We start from the raw sequence: 19,914 nt of genomic DNA on the forward strand, positions 1-19,914 counted from the left end.
ATTTTGGATTTTAGATTTTAGATTTTGGAAAGATAGGACTTACGCGAAAACAACGTCTTTTTGTCGCAAGCGAGAATCGCTAATCGAGCGCAAGATTGGGTATTTAGTCGGTGGTGCGTAAGTCTTAATCAAAATCTAAAAAGTTAAAAATTAAAGCACAAAAAGCCAAACTTTTTAGATGTTAGTTTTAACAAGAGATGTAAAAAAGATAAACATCCAAAATCTAAAATCCCCGGATCGCAACCAGACAAATAGCAAGAGTGAAATATTCCAATAAAAATTAATAAAGCTGGCAAGTGGAGAAGGGAACGTTAGTAGAATTTAGAGTGCACGGCGATCGCCGTCTGGCAGTTGCCGATCGCCCCGACGGCAAGAAAAACTGGGTAGTGGTAGACGAAAAAGGCCAACCGCACAGCATACCGCCCAAACAAATCAGCTACGAAGCAGTAGGAGAAAGTTACAAACCCTCCGACATTGCCAAATTTCTTAAAGAAGTAGAAGGTTACTCAGATCCGTCGAGTTTAGAAGTCGCTTGGGAACTCCTAGTGGGCGACGGAGAAAACACAGATCCCGAATCCCTCGCCATGCTGCTATTTTCCGATCGCACTCCGGCCCAGTGCTACGCAGCATACTGTTTGCTATCAACAGACAAACTGTATTTCAAACAAAAGGGCGATCGTTACGAACCGCGATCGGCCGCCCAAGTAGCCGAAATCAAACACCAGCAAGAAGTAGAACAGCAGCGACACCAAGAATCCCAAGGATTTTGGGATCGAGTCAAACAGCGGCTGGCTGGGGAAAATGTCGAGTGGATTAATAGCGATCGAACTCGCCTCGACGCCCTAGAACGCTTTGCAACCCTCGGAGAAGAAGCCACGCACCGCACCCCGGCCTTAGAAACTTTAGCCAGCTTAGAACGCTCCGAAAACCCCGAAGCAGCATTTCAACTCCTAGTCGATCTCGGCCTGTGGAGCACCCACGAAAACCTGTTTTTGCGGCGCAGCCAAATTCCTCTACAATTGTCCGCAAAGGTATTAGAAGTGGCCCAAAGCTGCCTAGAAAATCCCCCAACCGACTCGGAGACAAACCGTCTCGACTTAACTCACCTCAAGGTTTACACGATCGACGACGAAAGCACCACCGAAATCGACGACGGACTAAGCTTAGAATTCCTAGAAAACGGCCAGCAGCGGCTGTGGATACACATTGCCGATCCCACCAGCTTGCTTTCCCCCGGAGACGAACTCGACCTCGAAGCCAGAAAGCGCACCACTACAGTGTATCTGCCCACCGGCCCAATCCCGATGTTTCCCTCAGCATTGGCAGCCGGGCCGATGAGCTTGGTTCAAGGCAAAGAGTGCAACGCCCTCAGCTTTAGCGTCACCTTAGACGAAATCGGCGCGGCTCAAGATTACAGCATCCACATCAGCAAGATCAAACCAACCTACCGCTTAACCTACGATGATGTAGACGAAATGCTGGAGTTGGGAATCGAAGCAGAACCGGAAATAGGGGCGATCGCCATTGCGGCCAAACTGCGGCAAAAATGGCGCGAAGTCCAAGGCGCAATCAACATTTTCATGCCCGAATCCGTGATCAAAGTCCACGGCGAGGACATCGACATCCACGTCATCGACGACTCCACAGCCCGAATGCTAGTAGCTGAAATGATGATTTTAGCTGGCGAAGTCGCCGCCCGCTACGGTCAAACTCACAGCCTGCCAATACCCTACCGCTATCAGCCCCAGCCAGAACTCCCCCCCGATGAAGAACTGCTGGCCGTACCCGCAGGCCCAGCCCGCGCTTGCGCCGTGCGCCGCTGTATGCCCCGCAGCGAAATGGGCTTGACCCCCGGACGTCACGCAGGCTTGGGTTTGGAATTGTACGCTCAAGTTACTTCTCCCATCCGCCGCTATACCGACTTGCTGGCTCACTTCCAAATTAAAGCCCACCTGCGGGGCGAACCACTGCCTTTTTCTGCCCAAGAAATACAGGATATTGTGATGTGTCTCGGTACCGCAGTCAGAGAAGCTTCTACCGTCGAACGCCAAACTAACCGCTATTGGGGATTGGAATATTTGCGCCGCAATCCCGATCGAGTTTGGGAAGCTTTAATGCTGCGCTGGCTGAGGGAAGATAGCAATCTCGCATTGATTTTATTGGAAGAATTGGGCTTAGAATTGGCGATGCGATTTGGTCGATCGGTCGAAATTGGCGATCGGCTAGAAGTCAAAGTCACACATTGCGATCCGCGATCGGATGTGATTAACTTCCAAGAAGTGATTCTTGAACCCGCACAATAGGATTTTAGATTTGAGATTTGAGATTTTGGATTGCCAAAATCTTAGCGAAAGGAGTTATGCGCTGGTGGCGATCGACCAATAAGCTTAAGTTAGCAATCTCACCCGAATTTCGACTTACGAGTTTAGGGGAAATAGCTCTTCAACCCGCGCAGGCGGGTTTTGTCTCTGTAGGGCTGTTGAAACCGCCGTCTCAGATCCTGTCGGGTCGATTACCATAACAAAAACGGATCGCGCGTGCGGAATCTGATTTCAGTCAATCGATCGCACACAACCTTAACTCAAATCTCAAATTTAAAATCACAAAATGGCCAACTCAATTAACCAAGTTCAGCCGCCCCTGGAATTCATACCCCCAGCCTACAACCCCCTAGTCGTCCGGGGCGCTCAGCAAATCCTCCCCTACTGGCTGCGATTTCGGACGAATATCAGCCACATTCAAGTCGAAAACGTCGAAACCCTCGCCGAACTATTCCACCAATTTCAAAATCAGAAAGTTCGCTTCTTGCTGGCCTTCCGCCACCCAAACTCCGACGATCCCTACTGTTTGGGACAACTAATTTGGAAACTCGTACCCCAAACAGCGCGCGCCAAAGGCATTCCCCTGCAATTTCCGGTACATTCCCACTTTATCTACGATCGCGGAATTCCCCTCTGGGCCGGTGCTGGAGTCGGCTGGCTGTATTCTCGCCTCGGCGGTACTCCGATCGTTCGCGGTAAAATCGATCGCGCCGGATTGCGATCGGCCCGCGATTTATTCGCCAACAGCCAATTTCCCATCGCCGCCGCCCCAGAAGGCGCTACCAACGGTCACAATGAAATAGTTAGCCCCCTCGAACCGGGAATCGCTCAAATGGGCTTCTGGTGCGTTGAAGATTTGCTCAAAGCCGGACGTACTGAGGAAAAAGTGTTAATCGTGCCGATCGGCATTCAATACCGCTATGTCAACCCGCCTTGGGAACCCCTAGAAAAACTTTTAACTCAATTAGAAATAGATTGCGGACTCCCACCCTTAGACCGCACCAACACCGCCAATTTAGAGGCAGAAAATTCCGATCCCGAAGACCAAAATTACAAATTTCAATATCTGCGCCTGATTCGACTTGGCAGCCACTTGTTAACAGTAATGTCCGAGTTTTACAGCCGTTTTTATCATAAAAAGATACAGCCAACGACCTCTATTTTAACATCATTATCGCTACCAGACACAACTGCCAACGATTCGGGCAATGAAGTGATGGTTGCTCGACTGACAGCACTTTTAGACGTGGCTTTGCAAGTAGCAGAAGAATATTTTAACTTAAAGCCAAAAGGTAGTTTGATAGACCGCTGTCGCCGTCTGGAACAAGCAGGCTGGGACTATATTTATCGAGAAGATATCAAAGATATTGCAGCACTTTGTCCCTTAGAAAGAGGATTAGCCGATCGCCTCGCCGAAGAAGCAAGTCTGCGGATGTGGCACATGAGACTTGTCGAAAGTTTCGTCTCCGTTACCGGCAGGTACGTCCAAGAAAAACTGACCGCAGAACGTTTGGCAGAAACAACTTTACTGCTGTGGGACGTACTGACTCGCATCAAAGGCGGAAATCCTTTCGGGCGACCTTCTTTGGGCAAACAGCAGGTGCAAATGACCGTGGGCGAACCGCTCTCAGTGGGCGATCGCTGGCAGGGATATCAAACCAGCCGCCGGTTAGCAGTTGCCGAACTCACTCAAGATTTGCAATCAGCTTTAGAAGCAATGATTAATTAGTCAGTAGTTAGTAGTTATTGGTTATTGGTTATTGGTTATTGGTTATTGGTTGTTGGTTATTGGTTATTGGTTGTTGGTTATTGGTTATTGGTTACTTGCTACGAATTCCCAATTTCCAATTCTCAATTCCTAACAAAAAATAACAAATAACAAATAACAACTAACAAATAACAACTAACAACTAATAGTCAGCAGCAACAGCCAACAGTCAAGAGTCAACAGTCATCAGTTTAAAGTCTGCAACTGCCAACAAGTTGTTATAGACTTGAGAAAGAGGTATAATGAACCACTAATAATCAACGAGCCATAATAAAACCAGAAAAATCACCGATGAATAACAAACCTATCGATTTGTCTACTAACTCAATTAAGGTAAAACTCCTGAATCATTTAGCGCAGGAATTGCTCACCCCACTCACTTCTGTCATCGGCATGGCGAGCGTGTTGAGCCAAGAAATTTACGGGCCATTGACGAGCAAGCAAAAAGAATATATCGACGTGATTCAAGACAGCAGTCGGTGTTTACGATCGCTAGTTGAAGAAATTTTGGAACTAGCAAATCTCGATGAATCGTCTTTCACCTTGAAGCGAGTCGCAGTCGATATAGAAGGTTTGTGTCAGCAAGTTGTGACAACCCTGTCGCCGGCGGCAAGTAGGCGAGAGCAAGAAATTAATTTCACGATCGGGCCCGGGCCGCGCATCTGGTTGGCAGATAAGGATAAGGTTCAGCAAATGCTGCACCACTTAATTTTTAGCATTATTCAATCGGCTGGGGCAGGCAGCGTGATTCGAGTCCACGTTTCTCGGAAAGAAGACGGTATCAACATCGGAGTTTGGGTTTTTCATCCTTGGTTGGGAGAAAGTTTGCCCCATGCTAAACTCTACTCCGACTACTTGTTGAAGGCCACAGCAGGTAGCGGTTGGCGATCGAACTCCGAAACCTCTTCCCCGGAACTCGAACCGCAACTGGCGACACAGATACAGAGTGCCCAGCGGTTAACGCTGGCGTTTTCTGAGTTGGCGGCTTTGGTGGCCGAGAATGCCGCGGATACCGCACCCGTGTTAGCTGGTTACGGGGCTAGGGAACGATTGGGGCTGCTGCTTTGCTGCCAGTTGGTGGAAATTCAAGGCGGCCAACTCTCGATTCAAGGCACCCCGGAATCTGGATATCGCTACGTGCTCTGGCTCCCCTGCACTAATGCTACGGAGTTGTTGGAAGGATGAAGTCAGTTGGCAGTTGGCAGTTGGCAGTTGGTAGTTGGTAGTTGGCAGTTGTTAGTTGTTAGTTGTTAGTTGTTAGTTGGCAGGAAAACAGTTGTTAACAGTCAACAGTCAACAGTTAACAGTTAACCGCTAACAATTCCCCAATGACTAATGACCAATGACCAATGACCAATGACTAATGACTAATGACTAATTACAAATCTAAAATAGAAATGAATTCAGTTTGGCAACAGTTAAGTCTGGCAAATTTGCCGCTCTGTCAGTGGCAAAATGGCAGTTATTTATTGAATTGGACGATCGGCAATGCGCGCAGTTGGCGAGAAAGTAGCTGGCTGATGCAGTGGGCGGAGCCTCTGGGTTTTGGTTTGCTGGCCTTGACGTTCAGTATGGGCCCGTTTGTGAACAATGCCTTGGTGGGGCTGTTGATGGCTGCTGGTGCAGCATTTTGGGTGCTGCTGACTGTTTCTGACGATCGCACGATCGCCCTCACACCCATTCACTTGCTGGTACTGCTGTACTGGGGCATTGCTACCGTCGCCACCGCCATGTCGCCGGTGAAAGCCGCCGCTTTTGTCGGTTGGGGCAAGCTAACGCTGTATTTGCTGTTTTTTGCCCTCATGGCGCGGATATTGCGAGACCCCCGCCTGCGTTCCTGGTTGATTGCAGTATATTTAAATGTCGCCCTAGTAGTCAGTTTCTACGGCGTGCGGCAGTGGATTGATAAAGTGCCGCCATTAGCTACTTGGAACGATCCGACATCAACTCAAGCCGATCTCACGCGAGTTTACAGCTTTTTGGGCAATCCAAATTTGCTCGGTTCCTATTTGCTGCCAGCAATTGCCTTAAGCGCCGCCGCACTTTTTGTGTGGAAAGGATGGGGAACAAAACTTTTAGCTCTGACGATGCTGGTGGTGAATTGCGCGTGTTTGCGCTACACCGACAGCCGGGGTGCTTGGATCGGTTTTGTGGCTCTGCTTGTGGTGTTTTTAGTGCTGCTTTGGTACTGGTACAGCCCTTCTATGCATCGGTTCTGGCGCACTTGGGCCCTGCCGTTAGGGTTGGGAGGTTTGGTTGGTGCGTTAATTTTGGGAGTGCTTTTGGTGGAGCCATTGCGCGATCGAGTTTCGAGTATGTTTGTCGGCCGCGGCGACAGCAGCAACAATTTTCGGATTAATGTTTGGACTGCGGTGATTGATATGATTCGCGATCGGCCAATTCTCGGAATTGGCCCCGGAAACACTGCCTTTAATAAAGTTTATCCGCTTTATATGAAGCCGAAATTCACTGCTTTAAGCGCTTATTCCGTGCTGCTGGAAATTGCCGTAGAAACAGGCTTTATCGGTTTAATGTCTTTCCTGTGGCTGATGACTGTCACCGTCAATCAAGGTTTGTTGCAGATCAAAAAATTGCGCGACGCGCAATTTAATATCTCTAATTTAGAGGAAGCGTCCCCAAATCTCAAATCGAATCAAGGGTTTTGGTTGATTGCGGCGATCGCAACTTTAACCGGCATGATGGCTCACGGTTTTGTCGATACCGTTTGGTACAGACCAGAAGTTAATATGCTGTGGTGGTTGATGGTGGCGATTATTGCTAGTTTTTACAGGAACCCGCAGCAGCAAAATTCAGCTTTGACAGAAAGCGAGTAGATAAAAATGCTGGCACAGAACATCTGTTCTTTTGCAAAAAGCATTTGTTTCTTTTAGTGCTTTCCCCGAAGCTCGCAGGTTGCAGGAGCTCTTCGAGATTTTGATATCATCTCCGGTAAATTACCATCACAAAAACGGTTCGTAGTACGTCAGTCAGTGTCCGCAATCTATGAGCGGACACTGACTGACGCACGCGCGATCCAATTTTCTTGTTTTCAATCGACCGGACATGATATTATGTCAAATCCGGTTGCACCGGAATGATGTTAACAGTTAACAGTTAACAGTCAACAGTCAACAGTCAACAGTCAATTTACTCTTCCGATGAAGAGAGGATTTGATATTGCTTGATGGCTGTACGAACACAGCCACGATCAATAGTAGGGTGCGCGCTGCACGCACCCTACATAAAATTACTACATACTACATACCTGCAAATGTAAAGTGCTGGTGTCACACCCTACAAAATTTATGGAAAATAACTTTTATTCTTCGCTCTGCGAAGGCATGACGAATCTCGGGCACGGATAATTTCCACCATTTCTATCACGGCAACGCCGCCACGTTGACTGATTCGAGCTGAACGGCGTTTCGGATGATTCATTAACTGTAGATTGAACAGTTGCAGGAGTGGGTTGTGCTTTTGAGGCTTGACTGAACTGCAATACTGTGATAATTGCCAGTATGGTTGATGAAAGCAAAAATGTGCGTTTCATTTATTTGTTTTTTCCTCTTTTAATCGTTGACGTGCCATTCCTATCCATATATCCTCATCGAACTCTTGAGAATCCGCATACTTTAGACAAATTTTCCACTGCGGTAGCGCTTCCTTCGTTTTTTTCATCCCTTCTAGGACTTGCGCTTTCAGGCAATAAGTTGCTGGGCCTTCACTATCAAGCTTAATGGCTGCATCCAAATGTTGCAATGCTTCTGAATATCGACCCTGTTTCAGCCGCGCCCATCCCAAATTTTTAAGTAAAGAATATTTAACTCGATCGTCCTCAGCTACTTTCAAACCTTGCCACAGCAAGTGAACCGCAGCAGCAGAGTTTTTATTATCAAGAATATATAACCTCGCCAAATTGCTGTAAGCAGCAGGCAGACCTAGTTTGGCAGCTTGCAGATATTTTTCTCGGGCGCATTGCAAATCTTGCACCTCTTCGCAAAGCCATCCCAAATTGTAAAGAGCTGCGCGGCTTTTGGGGTCTACAACGAGCGCCAACTCATAGGCTTGTTGAGTATCGGCCAATCGATTGGCTTTGTAGTTTTCTAAGCCTCTATTATTAAACAGTGATGCGAGTTCCGGCAATCCAAATTGCCAACCACCAAAACCTACTGTTAGGATGAGCAGGAAGGCCGCCCACTTGGACTGGTGATACTTTTTCCCTGGCTGTTTCATGACATTAAAAATATTAGCTAATGGTGTCGTTTTTGGCAAATTGTCACTGTTAGTTAAGTGATAATTTATTTGCCGTATTTCATTGCCACCCTCATGACATCATCATCTTAGGAATTGACTTAGGCCTGAGCCTATTTATCATTTCTGGTTTGCAACTCCACAGCCGAATGCTTGCGTAATGCTGCCACTACCTAGATGTATTCGAGCATAGGTTAATTCTTCGCGGGGTTCGAACACCTATCCGGATCATTTCAGAAAAAAGCCAGAAAAAAGCCGTAAGCCCTAAGCCTGAAAGGAGAAAGAGCCTTGACTGCTACGGATGTTGTGAGTAATAATACTTAGTTGTGGGGCGATCGACAATAGACTGATTGCATATAGCCTTTCTGTGCTCTGGTATGAGGTACTATCCTGTATAGGGCATAGGGCATAGGGCATGGGGCATGGGGCATGGGGCATGGGGCATGGGGCATAGGGCATACCTCACCACGCTTGAGAAGTGCTATAAATCTTCCATCGATGGGAAAACCGCAGATGTATTTCAATAACAGAAAGAGAATGAAGAGCAATTCAAATCTAATGATTAATCGCTAATCACTAGACTTGAGTTGCACTCAAATCAAAGACAGATAACATTGAATTATCTGCATCCGTCAGTGTTTATCTGCCTGAAATCTGCGGTTAACAAAGCGAATATTTATGTAACTCAAGTCTACTAATTACTAACAGACATAAACGATAACTCATGTAGATAGGACTCGAAAAGCCTGTTTTTTACAGGCTTTGAGAAGATTCGTCCAATCACTAAAATTGCTTGATTGCGCGTTCCATATCCCGCTTGTCTTCGCGTTTCTTCAAATCTTCGCGCTTGTCATACAATTTTTTACCTTTACCCAAACCGATATCGAGTTTAACCCAGCCGCCTTTCAAATACATTTTTAACGGCACTAAAGTCAAACCTTTTTCTTCCACTTTGCCAATTAGTTTACGAATTTCCTGCTTGTGCATCAGCAATTTGCGAGTGCGTCTTGGTTCGTGATTAAAATAGTTGCTAGCACTTCTCCAAGGCGAAATATGAACGTTTATCAGCCACAGTTCGCCATTCCGAACTAAGCCGTATCCGTCCCGCAAATTCGCTTTTCCTTCCCGAATAGATTTAACTTCGGTTCCTTTTAACTCGATGCCCACCTGATATGTCTCTATAATTTCATAGAGATGCCGCGCTTGTCGGTTATCGCTAACAATTTTGTATCCCGGACTTTTTTCGCTCATTTTTACCTCCGCTGAAATTATTATAACGCTAGCTTGTCTGTAGAAAAAATAAAAGCTTGACAAAACTTAAATTTCAGGTCTAGGCATTACCAATGTTGCTGAGCTAAGATGTCACCAACGTGAATGTCAAGCGGTATCATGCAGCGCACCAATATTCCAGATTCTGGAATTCCAGATTCTGTTACTCCTTATCCTGCGGTTAATTTGGTTTGGTTAGCTCCTTCTTTACTGTCGCTCACTTGGTTTTTTGCCAATATCTCGGCAGTTAAATGGCTGTTATCCTCGTTTGTTGAGATACCGACACTGTACAAGATAGTAATTAGTTTTCTGATTGTAGCATTAGTAGTGCGATCGCTCAGTTCGGGAACTCGCCCGCCCGCATTGTCCCCCAAATTCGTTTTGAGGCGCTATCCGCTGGTATTAATGTTGGGTGCGAGCGTTTGCTCGATCGCCACAGGGTGCATAATAGACATCAAACAAATTACCATCCTGCTATTTATCCTCGGAACCTACGGGCTGTACGGCTTAATGGTAGAGCCGAACTTTTGGCGAAAAAACCTGCCAATAGCGGGGCTGCTAGCTTGTATTTTACCATTCAACACTCAGCTCAATAACGGATTGGGTTTGCCGGCGCGAGTGCTGACAGCTCAGGTAGTAGAAAAATTGCTATCGGTTTTTCAAATCGGGGCTATTTCTTCCTACGATATCATCGTCTTAGAAAACGGCATCGCTCAAGTAGACGTACCTTGCAGCGGCATTAAAACCCTCTTAGTAGGGACACTATTTTTGCTAGCTGCTACCTGGTTAGAAAGCCGTCAATTGGGTTTTAAATGGCTCGCAGTATGCGCCGTCAACTTCATAATGTTAGTTTCGGCTAACGCTTTGCGGGTAGTCGTATTAATATTAGTTGCCCAAGTTTTTCAACAGCCAATTTATGCCGAAATCCTGCACGTACCCCTGGGAATAGTCGGTTTAGTTAGCGCTTGTTTTTTGAGTTGGTTGATGCTGCAAAAGATACCAAAAATTTCCGCAGCCAAACAAATTAATCTTGAGTCGCAACGGGATGCAGAAATCCTCAAAAATCAGCCCTTAGCAAAAGCCGGACTAATTGCGGCCGTCGCTGTGTTGGCAGCAATTTCTCAATTCTATCATGTAGAAAGCGAACAAGTAGCGATCGCCCCCCTGAAATTTCCCCAACAAATCATATCCGAACCAATCCCCCTGAATCCCAGCGAACAAAAATTCTTCGGCAATTACCCAGACACCAAAACAGAAAAAAAGAGATTTATCTCCGGTAACTTGCGCGGTTCCATGCTAACCGTAGCCAGCACATCCTGGCAGACTTATCACGCACCAGAGTTGTGCTTTATCGCCAGCGGCATCCCCGTCAACCGCATAGAAAGAAAACAGCTAACTCCTGCCATCGCCGCCCGCTGGCTGTCTGTCAAAGACAACCAACTATCTGCCACCTACTGGCTGCAATCTTCCGAGCAAACAACCGATAATTTCTTAGAGCGAATCCGCCGCGATATCAACCACAAAAATCATACTTGGGTGCTTGTGTCAATTCTTTTTGACAATTCCGTAAACCCCGAAAGTTCCGAAGTCCAATCTTTTGCTAAAAACGTACATAACACCGTTAATCATAGCTTAACAACAGCAAAAAATGAAAAAAATTAAGCTGGCATTGAACATAATTTTTCAGCTAATATTTTGGCTGTGGAACCTGACGTTTTTGTCAATTGTTTATCTGGGAATTTTGCCCTACCTGGCAATCCCGTTAATCCAAGCCACAATAGACGGAATTATCCCCCTAGAATTTGCCTTAACCTTAACAGCACTAATAGCAGTACCGACAATATTTACAATCGTCGGATTCAACAAGCGTTTTAGCAAGCAACCATTGCAGCTAATGCGTCTGTTTTACGGCGTAGAAGCGCCATTATTTTTGCTCTGCTTAATCAGGTTATTTCTGCTGCGGGAACTGAATCCACCTAGCTCTCAAATTATTGGGACAATAGGATTGTGCATCGCAGGATTTTTAGTAGAAATCCTCTACGGATATTTGGGAAAAACAGAAAACATTCAAGAGACTTCAATATCTCAAAATGCTGAAAACAAACAACACCATGCGAATAGATTGATGGGCAACAAACAAATTGCCTGGATACAGTTAGGAGTTCACAGTTTAATGTTGCTAGTTGGCATTTGGGCAGCCACATTACTGATGTTTTACGCACTGCCTGTCGCAATTGTACTCGTACTTGGATTTTTTAGTTTTGCTTGGGTGACACCACTGATTGAATCTTTCAAGTACAGTTCATTTGAGATAATTTGGTGGCTGCCATTATCCTTAATCTTGTTTGGTTTTACCTCCAGCTTATTCGTGGTAATGCCTTCGCTTTACGGCTTTCTCTACATCCAATCCGCGCGCAAAATATTAAATAGTTTTGCTTCGCAATACGGAAAAAATCAAGCAATCGCGGGCAGCTTGGGAGTGATAGCAGCTTGGCTGGCTATTTTCTCCGCTTTGCAGCAGCAGCCGCAAATTCAAGCAATGAAAATTCTGGAAACTCCCGCAGCCAATGAGACGGCGCGTCAAACTTTATTAGCCAAGTCTGATATGATTCGATCGGGTTTAGTTAACGCTTATTTGTCTCCTTACCGCTACCTGAGCACTGTGGGAGAAAATGACCACATTTACTCGCTGTACAAAAATACTTTAAATCTGCCTGACCAAGCAGCTAAAAGCGTACAGAACAGCTATAATTTTTTAATGTCGCCGTTTTTGTATCAAGGCTCCGGTTCCGATGTCAAAAAAGCCGAAAAACTTTACGCTGGATTCTTCGATACTGAAATTCAAAAAGGTGACACAGAAGCAGTAAAACACGCGGTGCAGTCAACATCTAACCGGGAAGAAGCTAAGGCTGGTTTGTTGAATATCAATGAGGAAAAAGTATGGTTGGATTCTCAAGAAGTTACAGTCAAAGAAAACGGCGATTGGGCTGACGTTCAAATCTACGAAGTTTACAAAAATCAAACGCCCAATTTGCAAGAAGTATTTTATTACTTTTCTCTGCCGGAAAGCGCCGCAGTTACAGGAGTTTGGCTGGGCGATACTGAGGATTTGCAAAAGCGTTTTGCTTTTACTGTTTCGCCCAGAGGTGCCGCCCAACAAGTTTACAACGAGCAGGTGAGAGAAAGGGTAGATCCGGCTTTGCTCGAACAAATTGGCCCGAAACAATACCGCTTGCGAGCTTTTCCTGTTCCGCCTAAACGAGAGTTTGCGGTTACTAACGGGCCAACGGAAATGCACCTTTGGCTGACTTACAAAGTCCTGCGACAAGCACAGGGTTGGGCGATGCCAAGTTTAGCGGAAAAACGCAATATTTTTTGGAATCAAAATACTCGCCGAGTTATCGCTGGAAAGGAGATTAAATACAAGGGTAAGGAGGCAAAAGAAACTTGGCTTCCAGCATTTTTACCCGCAGTTGTAACGCCAAAAGCAATAGCGCAGTTAGCGAATTTACCAGGCAAGAATACTATTTCTGCTCAGCCGCTGATTGATACAAATTACTTTTTGCCAAACGTTAAAAAGTTGGCTTTGGTGCTGGATACTTCTCGGAGTATGGCGACGGAAAGTCAAGAACTTAAGGAAACTTTTGATTGGTTGAAAAAGAATGTTTTAGCTACAAATAGTGTGGATTTATATGTGTCGAGTGCGGCGGGTGTGCCGCCGAGGTTGGTGGAAAATCTACGCAGTTTTGATGCGGGAAAGTTGACGTTTTATGGTACTGTCCAACTTAAGGATATTCTGCAACAGTTTGCACGGTTGCGCGGCAATAGAAGTTATGATACTGTATTCTTGGTGAGCGATCGCCACAGTTACGAGTTATCGGACGATCGCAAAACCAGCGTTTCCCTAGCTGCACCTTTATGGACAGTGCATTTAGGAGGTTTGCCCCCTGGCTATGACGACGCTACTTTAAAGGTGATTCAAGATAGCGGCGGCGGAGTTTCTAGCGATATCAAAGAAGCAATGCAGCGAGTGGCGACGATGGCGGCATCGGGGAAATCTGTAGTTAATGTTGTTGATGGTTATGCTTGGAGTTATACCAAAACTCCGAAGGTGGCTGCAGGGGTTCCGAAAATAACTAATGATGAAAATGAAGGTTTTAAACCGATAGCGGCGCGGCAGTTGATAACGGCGCTTAGCAAGCAGAAAACTGCTAATCAATTGACTCAATTGGATGCGATGCACTCGCTTGCTAAAACTTTTAAAGTCGTCACCCCCTATTCTTCAATGATTGTGTTAGTTAATGACGAGCAAAGAGCGCAGCTAAAGGCGGCGGAAGGTAAAAACGATCGATTTGAACGCGAGGTAGAATCGGGTAAGGAGGAGTTGACGAAACCGAGCAATCCTTTGAATGTTTCGGGGGTTCCCGAACCGGAAGAATGGCTGCTTTTGATGGTTGGGGCGATCGGGCTTTTGGCGATTTTCCTCCGTCAGCGTCGCGCAAAAACGGTAAGTTGAAAAGCGCGCGCCCTGACTCAGAAACCGGGTTTCTTCCTCAATCTCGGTGAGGATGCCTAAATTATCGGAGAAACCCGGTTTCTTGGCTTGGCGCTGGGGACTCAGAAAACAAGTAAACTATGACTAATCGATATTGACAAAAACGATCTCGCCCTCAATCTTTACCGGATAAGATTCCAGCGAATCCGGTGAATTCAAGCACTTACCAGTATCTAACTTAAACCTAAATTTGTGAAACGGACAGGTAATGATACCGCTATCAACCTTACCCATATCGATCGGATATTCTAAATGCGTGCAAGCATTGCGGTAACAAGTGATATTTGCACCTTGGCGATTCAAAATCAGCGAAATATCCTCAACTTTTACTTTCAAAATATCCCGTTCGGGAATCTGATTTAGCGCTGCGATCTCTACCCACATAAAAAATTATACTTTTCTATTTACTTATCCCATATTCTACGGATGAATCTGACTCAAAATCAACCGCAACCTGTCATAATCATCCTTCAACAAAACACTCAAACTCCTGCCCGCTTCCACCAACCAAGATCGATCGCGCATTCGCAACTGATAAATCTCCCGAATCGTCGCCGCCGTCAGCGCATCCACCGGCGCATTAGTCACCCCCAGCAGCGTCCTCAAAAAATCCAACTTCACCGTAAAATCAATCACCTCATCCGGTTCGCAACAATAAACCGCCTGGTGAATTTGCGGCGGGCGCGGCGGCAAATACTGATAAATTTTACCCCTCGACGGGCCGTTACCGTTGAACTTTTCCGGTGGCGCTTCATACCCGACAATCGCCACTCTAAACTCGGTTTTGAGCATCGCAAAAATCTGCGGTTGTTCTTCCCGCAACTCTTCCAGCGACAAACCCAAGGCCCGAGCTCTGTGCACCGAGTCGATCGGGCTAGTCGTCGCGTAATAAACCACACCGTAGATTTGATTTTTTGACTCTTCATCCAGCGCCTTAACCCAACTTCCAAAAGGCGGCATCACCGGAAAACTCAAGTCATCCGGTTCCAAACATTGAGCCATAAATTCCGAAGTTGCCGTCTCGATTACCTCAGCAATGCGATCGGGATGGCGCTCTTTTGTAGCAAATTGGGGTAAAGGTAAACGCATAGTTTTAGTCACTTGGCAGTTGGCAGTTGGCAGTTGACAGTTGGTAATTGGCAGTTGGTAGTTGGCAGTTGACAGTTGACAGTTGACAGTTGGCAGTTGGTTCTAATTCCGAATTAAGCTGTTGCGACATTTAAATTGTATGTCAAAAAAAGTCAAACAATGAGTGGGGTGTCCCACCCGCCCTGAATATACAATAAACATCGCAAGAATTGCTAGTCTTGAACAGGCAGGATGCCTGTTCAACAATAATTATTGGATTGGAGAAGTCTAATTTAAATGTGCGAGAGCTTACCAATTCCAACTGGCAACTGCCAACTAACAACTGCCAACTGCTAACTAACAACTAACAACTGGCAACTAACAACTGACAACTGCCAACTAACTACTTCGCCCGGCCGGCTGTAGCATCCACAAGTTCTAACTGCGACAGCCGAAATGAGATCAGCTTGTCCCAGTTGCCGCCTTCAAACAATACCGCGACTTTCCCGTCGGTAACTCGCTGGACAAGTCCTTGAAAGCCGTAGTAAATCTCGCCCTTATCTTTAACTCGAACTGCCGAACCTGGAAAAATCATAATTGTTTGAAAGTTAAGTTTGACTGTTTATAGTTTACTGTTTTTTGGCGATCGAGACTTGAGCCTAAAACCCAAGGCAGAACATCCCTCATCTGAGTTCCTAGGAACATCCCCCGAAGGAGACTAAAAGTTAGTTCGGGAGGCGCTGGGACTCAAGAAACCGGGTTTTTTATGAATCGGCAGGCTGCAACGAAGTAAACATCACAAAAACCCGGTTTCTCGGCACCGATGCGTCCCCGACTAACTTTGTTAGGCTAAGGCTGCTACCGAAACCTTACCAGCAATCCTACCCGCGATCGCCCGCAACTCCCTCGCCGAAGCAGAATCCGGTTGTCCCACCACAATCGGCACACCGGAATCGCCACCTTCCCGCAGCGGAATTTCCAGCGGAATGCGGCCTAACAGCGGCACTCCCAACTCCGCAGCCGTCCTTTCCCCGCCACCGGAACCGAAAATATCATATTGCTTGTCAGGCATATCCGGCGGCACAAAATAGCTCATGTTTTCCACAATTCCCAATACCGAGACTCCCAACTGCTGGAACATCTTCAACCCCTTGCGGGAATCCAACAAAGCCACCGTCTGCGGCGTCGTCACAATTACCACACCAGCCATCGGCACCGCTTGCGCCATTGTCAACTGTGCGTCTCCAGTACCCGGAGGCATATCGACAATCAGATAGTCTAAATCGCCCCAATTCACCTGATAGAGGAACTGCCGGATGATCCCGTTCAACATCGGGCCGCGCCAAATTACAGGCTGGTCTTTGTCAATTAAAAACGCCATTGACACCAATTTGACACCGTAGTTGAAAGCAGGTTCGAGGCTTTCCCCGCTTTTTCCGTCCCTAACCATCACTTTCGCGTCTCCCAAACCCAACATATTTGGGTCGTTGGGCCCGTAGATATCCGCATCTAGCAAACCCACCTTCGCGCCGGTTTGCGCCAGCGCTACAGCCACGTTTACCGCTACCGTGCTTTTGCCAACGCCCCCTTTGCCGCTGGATATTGCGATAATATTTTTGACTCCTTCTATTCCTTGGCGATCGGTCACTCCCTTCTGTTGCGGCGTTTCGGCTGTCACCTCCACCACCACTTTTTCGACTCCTGGCAACTTTTTGACCGCTTTTTGGCAATCTTCGACAATAAATTCTCGCAGCGGGCAAGCAGGCGTTGTCAGCACTAAAGTAAAACTGACTGTACCGCCGTCAATTTTAATGTTACGAATCATGTTCAATTCCACCAAACTTTTTTGCAGTTCGGGGTCTTGCACGGGTCGCAGGATCTCTAAAACTGAACTAATATCGAGTGTCTCGGGCATTGTGTTCTCCACCATAGCTCTGCAATTGGGTTAGCGAATTTTCGATCGCAATTTAAAGTATATTTTTGTTGCTATTTTTTAATGTATCTTCATTACGATCATTTGCAGACTTGCGGTGGCATAATTACAATGCCGACTGGATTGGGAAATCATCCCCCGTCTAAGACTCAAATCTGACAACAGAAATTCTTATGACAGTTTCTACCACACTTAAAACCAACTCTTCTGTGTTTTTGCCGCCCGCTGACTCTAGAGTTAGAGTCAGCCAATTTATGAAAACCCTACAAGATGAAATTTGTCAAGCCCTCGAACAGCTCGACGGTGGCAGCAAATTTAAGGAAGACTCTTGGGAACGCTCCGAAGGCGGGGGCGGACGTTCTCGCGTGATGCGCGAAGGCAATGTGTTTGAACAAGGCGGAGTTAATTTTTCCCAAGTTTGGGGCGAAAGTTTGCCGGCTTTGATTCTTGCGAAGCACCCAGAAGCGGCAGGTCACGATTTTTACGCGACTGGGACTTCGATGGTGCTGCACCCCCGCAATCCCTACTTGCCTACGGTTCACCTCAATTACCGCTATTTTGAGGCTGGGCCGATTTGGTGGTTTGGTGGCGGTGTCGATTTGACTCCTTATTACCCGTTGGCTGAGGATGCAGCTTATTTTCACAAAACTCTGAAAGCAGCTTGCGACAAACACCACTCGGACTATTACCAGACATTTAAACTCTGGTGCGACGAATATTTCTACCTGCCGCACCGCCAAGAAACTCGCGGTGTAGGCGGCCTGTTTTTTGACTACCAAAACGGTCAAGGCCCGCTTTACCGCGACCAGAATGTCAAAGGAAAAGCTGCTGAATACAGCAAGAATGCCGGAAACCCAGAACCCAGAAGCTGGGAGTCGCTGTTCGCCTTCGTACAGGACTGCGGCCGCGCATTTTTGCCGGCTTACACCCCAATTATAGAAAAGCACCGATCGAAAGAATACGGCGATCGCGAGCGCGATTTCCAACTTTACCGCCGCGGCCGTTACGTTGAATTTAACTTGGTGTACGATCGAGGCACAACCTTTGGCTTGCAGACCAACGGACGCACCGAATCGATTCTCATGTCCCTGCCACCTTTGGTACGCTGGGAGTATTGTTTCGAGCCAGAACCCAACTCTCCAGAAGCCGAACTCTACTCGAAGTTCTTAAAACCGCAAGATTGGGCGAATTGGATGCCTCAGCAGTCACCGACCTGAGTTAAACTACTGGGAAAGTAACCACCGCGATAAATAGTAATAAATTTGAGGGAAGGGTCAGTGATTCATATTGATCAAAAAACCCACACGCTATCTGACGGTACAACAGTTATCGTCTTAGCACCGACAGGACGGTTGGACATCACGACAGCTTGGCAATTCCGCCTCAAGTTGCAAGAGTGTATTTCCAAACTCAGCCGCCATGTCGTCGTGAATCTTGGTCAGGTAAACTTTATCGATAGTTCTGGCCTGACCTCATTGGTAGCCGGTATGCGCGATGCGGATAAAGTTAAGGGAAGTTTCCGCATTTGCAATGTTCATCCAGAAGCCAAACTGGTGTTTGAAGTCACCATGATGGATTCTGTGTTTGAAATCTTTGAAACGGAAGAAGAAGCTTTAGAGGGGGTGCCGCGCGCCAGTTGAGCGCTCCCGCCGACATCGGTTGCGGCGTAACGACAATTTAAGCTTGAGACTCGCCCAGAAAATCCGGCGGTTGAAACCGCTTCTTGTCAAACAAAACCTGTCTCCGCAGAAGAAGACCGCGCGATTGCAATCGCCAGAAAGTCAAACAAAACCTGCAGCCGTGCAGGTTCAAGACAAAGACGGTGAAAATTACGCGCTGTTCTTCTTTAGTCCACGGAGGCGGATTTTATTTGTCTAGACGCGGTTTCAACCGCCGTCTGATTTGCTCCCAAACCTATTGGCCAGTATCTCAGAAGCAAAATCCTGGCGCTTGACAAATCTCAAAGGGCCCATTAAAGCTCCCCAGATAGCCTTGCCTGTCGTGGGGCTTATTCCTTTGTCGTAGCTGAGAAATTCCTCCCCGGAGGCTTCAAATCCCAAGTCTACTTGGTAATTTTGCCCGCCGTAGGCAAAGCCGCAGTGAGTTCCCTCCGGCAGAGATGCCCGAAAACGATAGCGGTTTGAGGCTAAATTTTGCACCGCAACGGAGAGGGTGCAGCCAGGGAGGAATTCGATTTCCTCCCTGGTTAGTTTTGCTAACAAGTCGGGGTTGCTACCTGCTCCTTTGACGGCTGCAATATCCTTGAACATATAATACTGAGCTTCTATAAGTCCCGGCGCTGTCTTTACGTGCCTCAGTTGCACGATGCGCGGGCGGTAGGGCTTGTCTAGTTCCAGAATGTTGGCTTGTTCGGCAAACAGGGCAATCCCAGGCTCGGAAAATATATCCGCAGGCAGGGGTCTTTGCCACAAACGAAGGTGGACGTACCAAGCCGGGTCTGCTAGCGCTTGTTCCCGGTTGTCAAATTCGCCCGCCATGTACTGGGCTAAAGCTATTAATTCAGGAGAAATTGTCATATTTGTTGGATTTTTCAGTATTTAGACTTGACATTCAGCATTTATTGTGATACGGGTGGCTAGTTCTGGGCGGGCAAGTCAGAAGATTAGATTGGTGAGCGATCCCAGAAGAGCTATGATTGTAAAGATACTTGGGTTTTGCCCTGGTAGTGCGACAGTTTATTTGTGGCTGCCGATCGCGCGCAAAATCTTTTAGATAAAATTTTGCCTCG

Annotated in this window: 16 protein-coding genes; 8 read left to right on the forward strand and 8 right to left on the reverse strand. The window is 46.8% G+C overall.

Going from position 1 to position 19,914, the window contains the following annotated elements; all coding sequences use genetic code 11:
- Positions 1–296: 296 nt before the first annotated feature.
- The 4 genes from QUA01_RS06940 to QUA01_RS06960 all read left to right on the forward strand — a co-directional run bounded on the left by QUA01_RS06940 (position 297) and on the right by QUA01_RS06960 (position 6,923).
- Positions 297–2,303, forward strand: a complete 2,007-nt coding sequence (locus tag QUA01_RS06940; protein ID WP_333088222.1) for a ribonuclease catalytic domain-containing protein — start codon at positions 297–299, stop codon at positions 2,301–2,303.
- Positions 2,304–2,607: 304 nt separating this feature from the next.
- A complete protein-coding gene (locus QUA01_RS06945; RefSeq protein ID WP_333088225.1) occupies positions 2,608–4,050 on the forward strand; it encodes a 1-acyl-sn-glycerol-3-phosphate acyltransferase in 1,443 nt (480 codons plus the stop codon).
- Positions 4,051–4,380: 330 nt separating this feature from the next.
- The gene (locus QUA01_RS06955; protein WP_333088226.1) at positions 4,381–5,274 is read left to right on the forward strand and encodes a sensor histidine kinase; all 894 of its coding nucleotides are present in this window, start codon (positions 4,381–4,383) and stop codon (positions 5,272–5,274) included.
- A gap of 212 nt (positions 5,275–5,486) precedes the next feature.
- The gene (locus QUA01_RS06960; protein WP_333088418.1) at positions 5,487–6,923 is read left to right on the forward strand and encodes an IctB family putative bicarbonate transporter; all 1,437 of its coding nucleotides are present in this window, start codon (positions 5,487–5,489) and stop codon (positions 6,921–6,923) included.
- Positions 6,924–7,408: 485 nt separating this feature from the next.
- Here QUA01_RS06960 and QUA01_RS06965 read toward each other — a convergent pair whose 3' ends face one another.
- From QUA01_RS06965 to smpB, 3 genes are all read right to left on the reverse strand, one after another.
- A complete protein-coding gene (locus QUA01_RS06965; RefSeq protein WP_333088228.1) occupies positions 7,409–7,639 on the reverse strand; it encodes an Osc7112_2153 family protein in 231 nt (76 codons plus the stop codon).
- Positions 7,636–8,361: a tetratricopeptide repeat protein gene (locus QUA01_RS06970; RefSeq protein ID WP_333115085.1), complete on the reverse strand. Its 726-nt coding sequence runs from the start codon at positions 8,359–8,361 to the stop codon at positions 7,636–7,638. Before QUA01_RS06970 ends, QUA01_RS06965 begins: the two co-directional genes overlap by 4 nt.
- A gap of 762 nt (positions 8,362–9,123) precedes the next feature.
- The gene (smpB, locus tag QUA01_RS06975; protein WP_193971280.1) at positions 9,124–9,591 is read right to left on the reverse strand and encodes an SsrA-binding protein SmpB; all 468 of its coding nucleotides are present in this window, start codon (positions 9,589–9,591) and stop codon (positions 9,124–9,126) included.
- 138 nt (positions 9,592–9,729) lie between these two features.
- On the opposite strand from smpB, the gene xrtO reads away from it, so the two are divergent.
- Entirely contained in the window at positions 9,730–11,271 is a 1,542-nt protein-coding gene (gene xrtO / locus QUA01_RS06980) for an exosortase O (RefSeq protein ID WP_333088231.1), read from the forward strand.
- The gene (locus QUA01_RS06985; RefSeq protein ID WP_333088232.1) at positions 11,258–14,125 is read left to right on the forward strand and encodes a TIGR02921 family PEP-CTERM protein; all 2,868 of its coding nucleotides are present in this window, start codon (positions 11,258–11,260) and stop codon (positions 14,123–14,125) included. Before xrtO ends, QUA01_RS06985 begins: the two co-directional genes overlap by 14 nt.
- Positions 14,126–14,248: 123 nt before the next feature.
- Here the strand turns inward: QUA01_RS06985 and QUA01_RS06990 are convergent, their stop codons facing one another.
- The 4 genes from QUA01_RS06990 to QUA01_RS07005 form a co-directional block, all read right to left on the reverse strand.
- Positions 14,249–14,548 (reverse strand): Rieske (2Fe-2S) protein, encoded by a 300-nt coding sequence (locus QUA01_RS06990; protein ID WP_194066068.1) that lies wholly within the window; start codon positions 14,546–14,548, stop codon positions 14,249–14,251.
- Between the two features lie 36 nt (positions 14,549–14,584).
- Entirely contained in the window at positions 14,585–15,253 is a 669-nt protein-coding gene (locus QUA01_RS06995; protein WP_194066067.1) for an HAS-barrel domain-containing protein, read from the reverse strand.
- Between the two features lie 382 nt (positions 15,254–15,635).
- Entirely contained in the window at positions 15,636–15,827 is a 192-nt protein-coding gene (locus QUA01_RS07000) for an NAD(P)H dehydrogenase subunit NdhS (RefSeq protein ID WP_333088234.1), read from the reverse strand.
- Between the two features lie 249 nt (positions 15,828–16,076).
- Positions 16,077–17,147, reverse strand: coding sequence for an Mrp/NBP35 family ATP-binding protein (locus QUA01_RS07005; RefSeq protein ID WP_194066065.1), 1,071 nt, complete (start codon positions 17,145–17,147; stop codon positions 16,077–16,079).
- A gap of 191 nt (positions 17,148–17,338) precedes the next feature.
- Here QUA01_RS07005 and hemF point away from each other — a divergent pair, with 191 nt between their 5' ends.
- Positions 17,339–18,382, forward strand: a complete 1,044-nt coding sequence (gene hemF, locus QUA01_RS07010) for an oxygen-dependent coproporphyrinogen oxidase (RefSeq protein ID WP_333088239.1) — start codon at positions 17,339–17,341, stop codon at positions 18,380–18,382.
- 60 nt (positions 18,383–18,442) lie between these two features.
- On the forward strand, positions 18,443–18,805 hold the full coding sequence (locus QUA01_RS07015) for an STAS domain-containing protein (RefSeq protein WP_106149243.1): 363 nt from the start codon (positions 18,443–18,445) through the stop codon (positions 18,803–18,805).
- 246 nt (positions 18,806–19,051) lie between these two features.
- On the opposite strand, the gene QUA01_RS07020 is transcribed toward QUA01_RS07015, so the two are convergent.
- Entirely contained in the window at positions 19,052–19,702 is a 651-nt protein-coding gene (locus tag QUA01_RS07020) for a chromophore lyase CpcT/CpeT (RefSeq protein ID WP_333088240.1), read from the reverse strand.
- Between the last annotated feature and the right edge of the window lie 212 nt (positions 19,703–19,914).

Origin of the sequence: Microcoleus sp. S36a_B3 (genome assembly GCF_036700745.1) — a bacterium.
Lineage (GTDB): Bacteria > Cyanobacteriota > Cyanobacteriia > Cyanobacteriales > Microcoleaceae > Microcoleus.

What these genes read in the sequence shown, in the direction of transcription:
- QUA01_RS06960 (WP_333088418.1), top strand. Translation starts at nt 5,487, where the DNA reads ATGAATTCAGTTTGGCAACAGTTAAGTCTGGCAAATTTGCCGCTCTGT.
- QUA01_RS06945 (WP_333088225.1), top strand. Translation starts at nt 2,608, where the DNA reads ATGGCCAACTCAATTAACCAAGTTCAGCCGCCCCTGGAATTCATACCC.
- QUA01_RS06990 (WP_194066068.1), bottom strand. Translation starts at nt 14,548, where the DNA reads ATGTGGGTAGAGATCGCAGCGCTAAATCAGATTCCCGAACGGGATATT.
- QUA01_RS06995 (WP_194066067.1), bottom strand. Translation starts at nt 15,253, where the DNA reads ATGCGTTTACCTTTACCCCAATTTGCTACAAAAGAGCGCCATCCCGAT.
- QUA01_RS06965 (WP_333088228.1), bottom strand. Translation starts at nt 7,639, where the DNA reads ATGAAACGCACATTTTTGCTTTCATCAACCATACTGGCAATTATCACA.
- QUA01_RS07020 (WP_333088240.1), bottom strand. Translation starts at nt 19,702, where the DNA reads ATGACAATTTCTCCTGAATTAATAGCTTTAGCCCAGTACATGGCGGGC.
- hemF (WP_333088239.1), top strand. Translation starts at nt 17,339, where the DNA reads ATGACAGTTTCTACCACACTTAAAACCAACTCTTCTGTGTTTTTGCCG.
- QUA01_RS07000 (WP_333088234.1), bottom strand. Translation starts at nt 15,827, where the DNA reads ATGATTTTTCCAGGTTCGGCAGTTCGAGTTAAAGATAAGGGCGAGATT.
- QUA01_RS06985 (WP_333088232.1), top strand. Translation starts at nt 11,258, where the DNA reads ATGAAAAAAATTAAGCTGGCATTGAACATAATTTTTCAGCTAATATTT.
- xrtO (WP_333088231.1), top strand. Translation starts at nt 9,730, where the DNA reads ATGCAGCGCACCAATATTCCAGATTCTGGAATTCCAGATTCTGTTACT.
- smpB (WP_193971280.1), bottom strand. Translation starts at nt 9,591, where the DNA reads ATGAGCGAAAAAAGTCCGGGATACAAAATTGTTAGCGATAACCGACAA.
- QUA01_RS07005 (WP_194066065.1), bottom strand. Translation starts at nt 17,147, where the DNA reads ATGCCCGAGACACTCGATATTAGTTCAGTTTTAGAGATCCTGCGACCC.
- QUA01_RS06955 (WP_333088226.1), top strand. Translation starts at nt 4,381, where the DNA reads ATGAATAACAAACCTATCGATTTGTCTACTAACTCAATTAAGGTAAAA.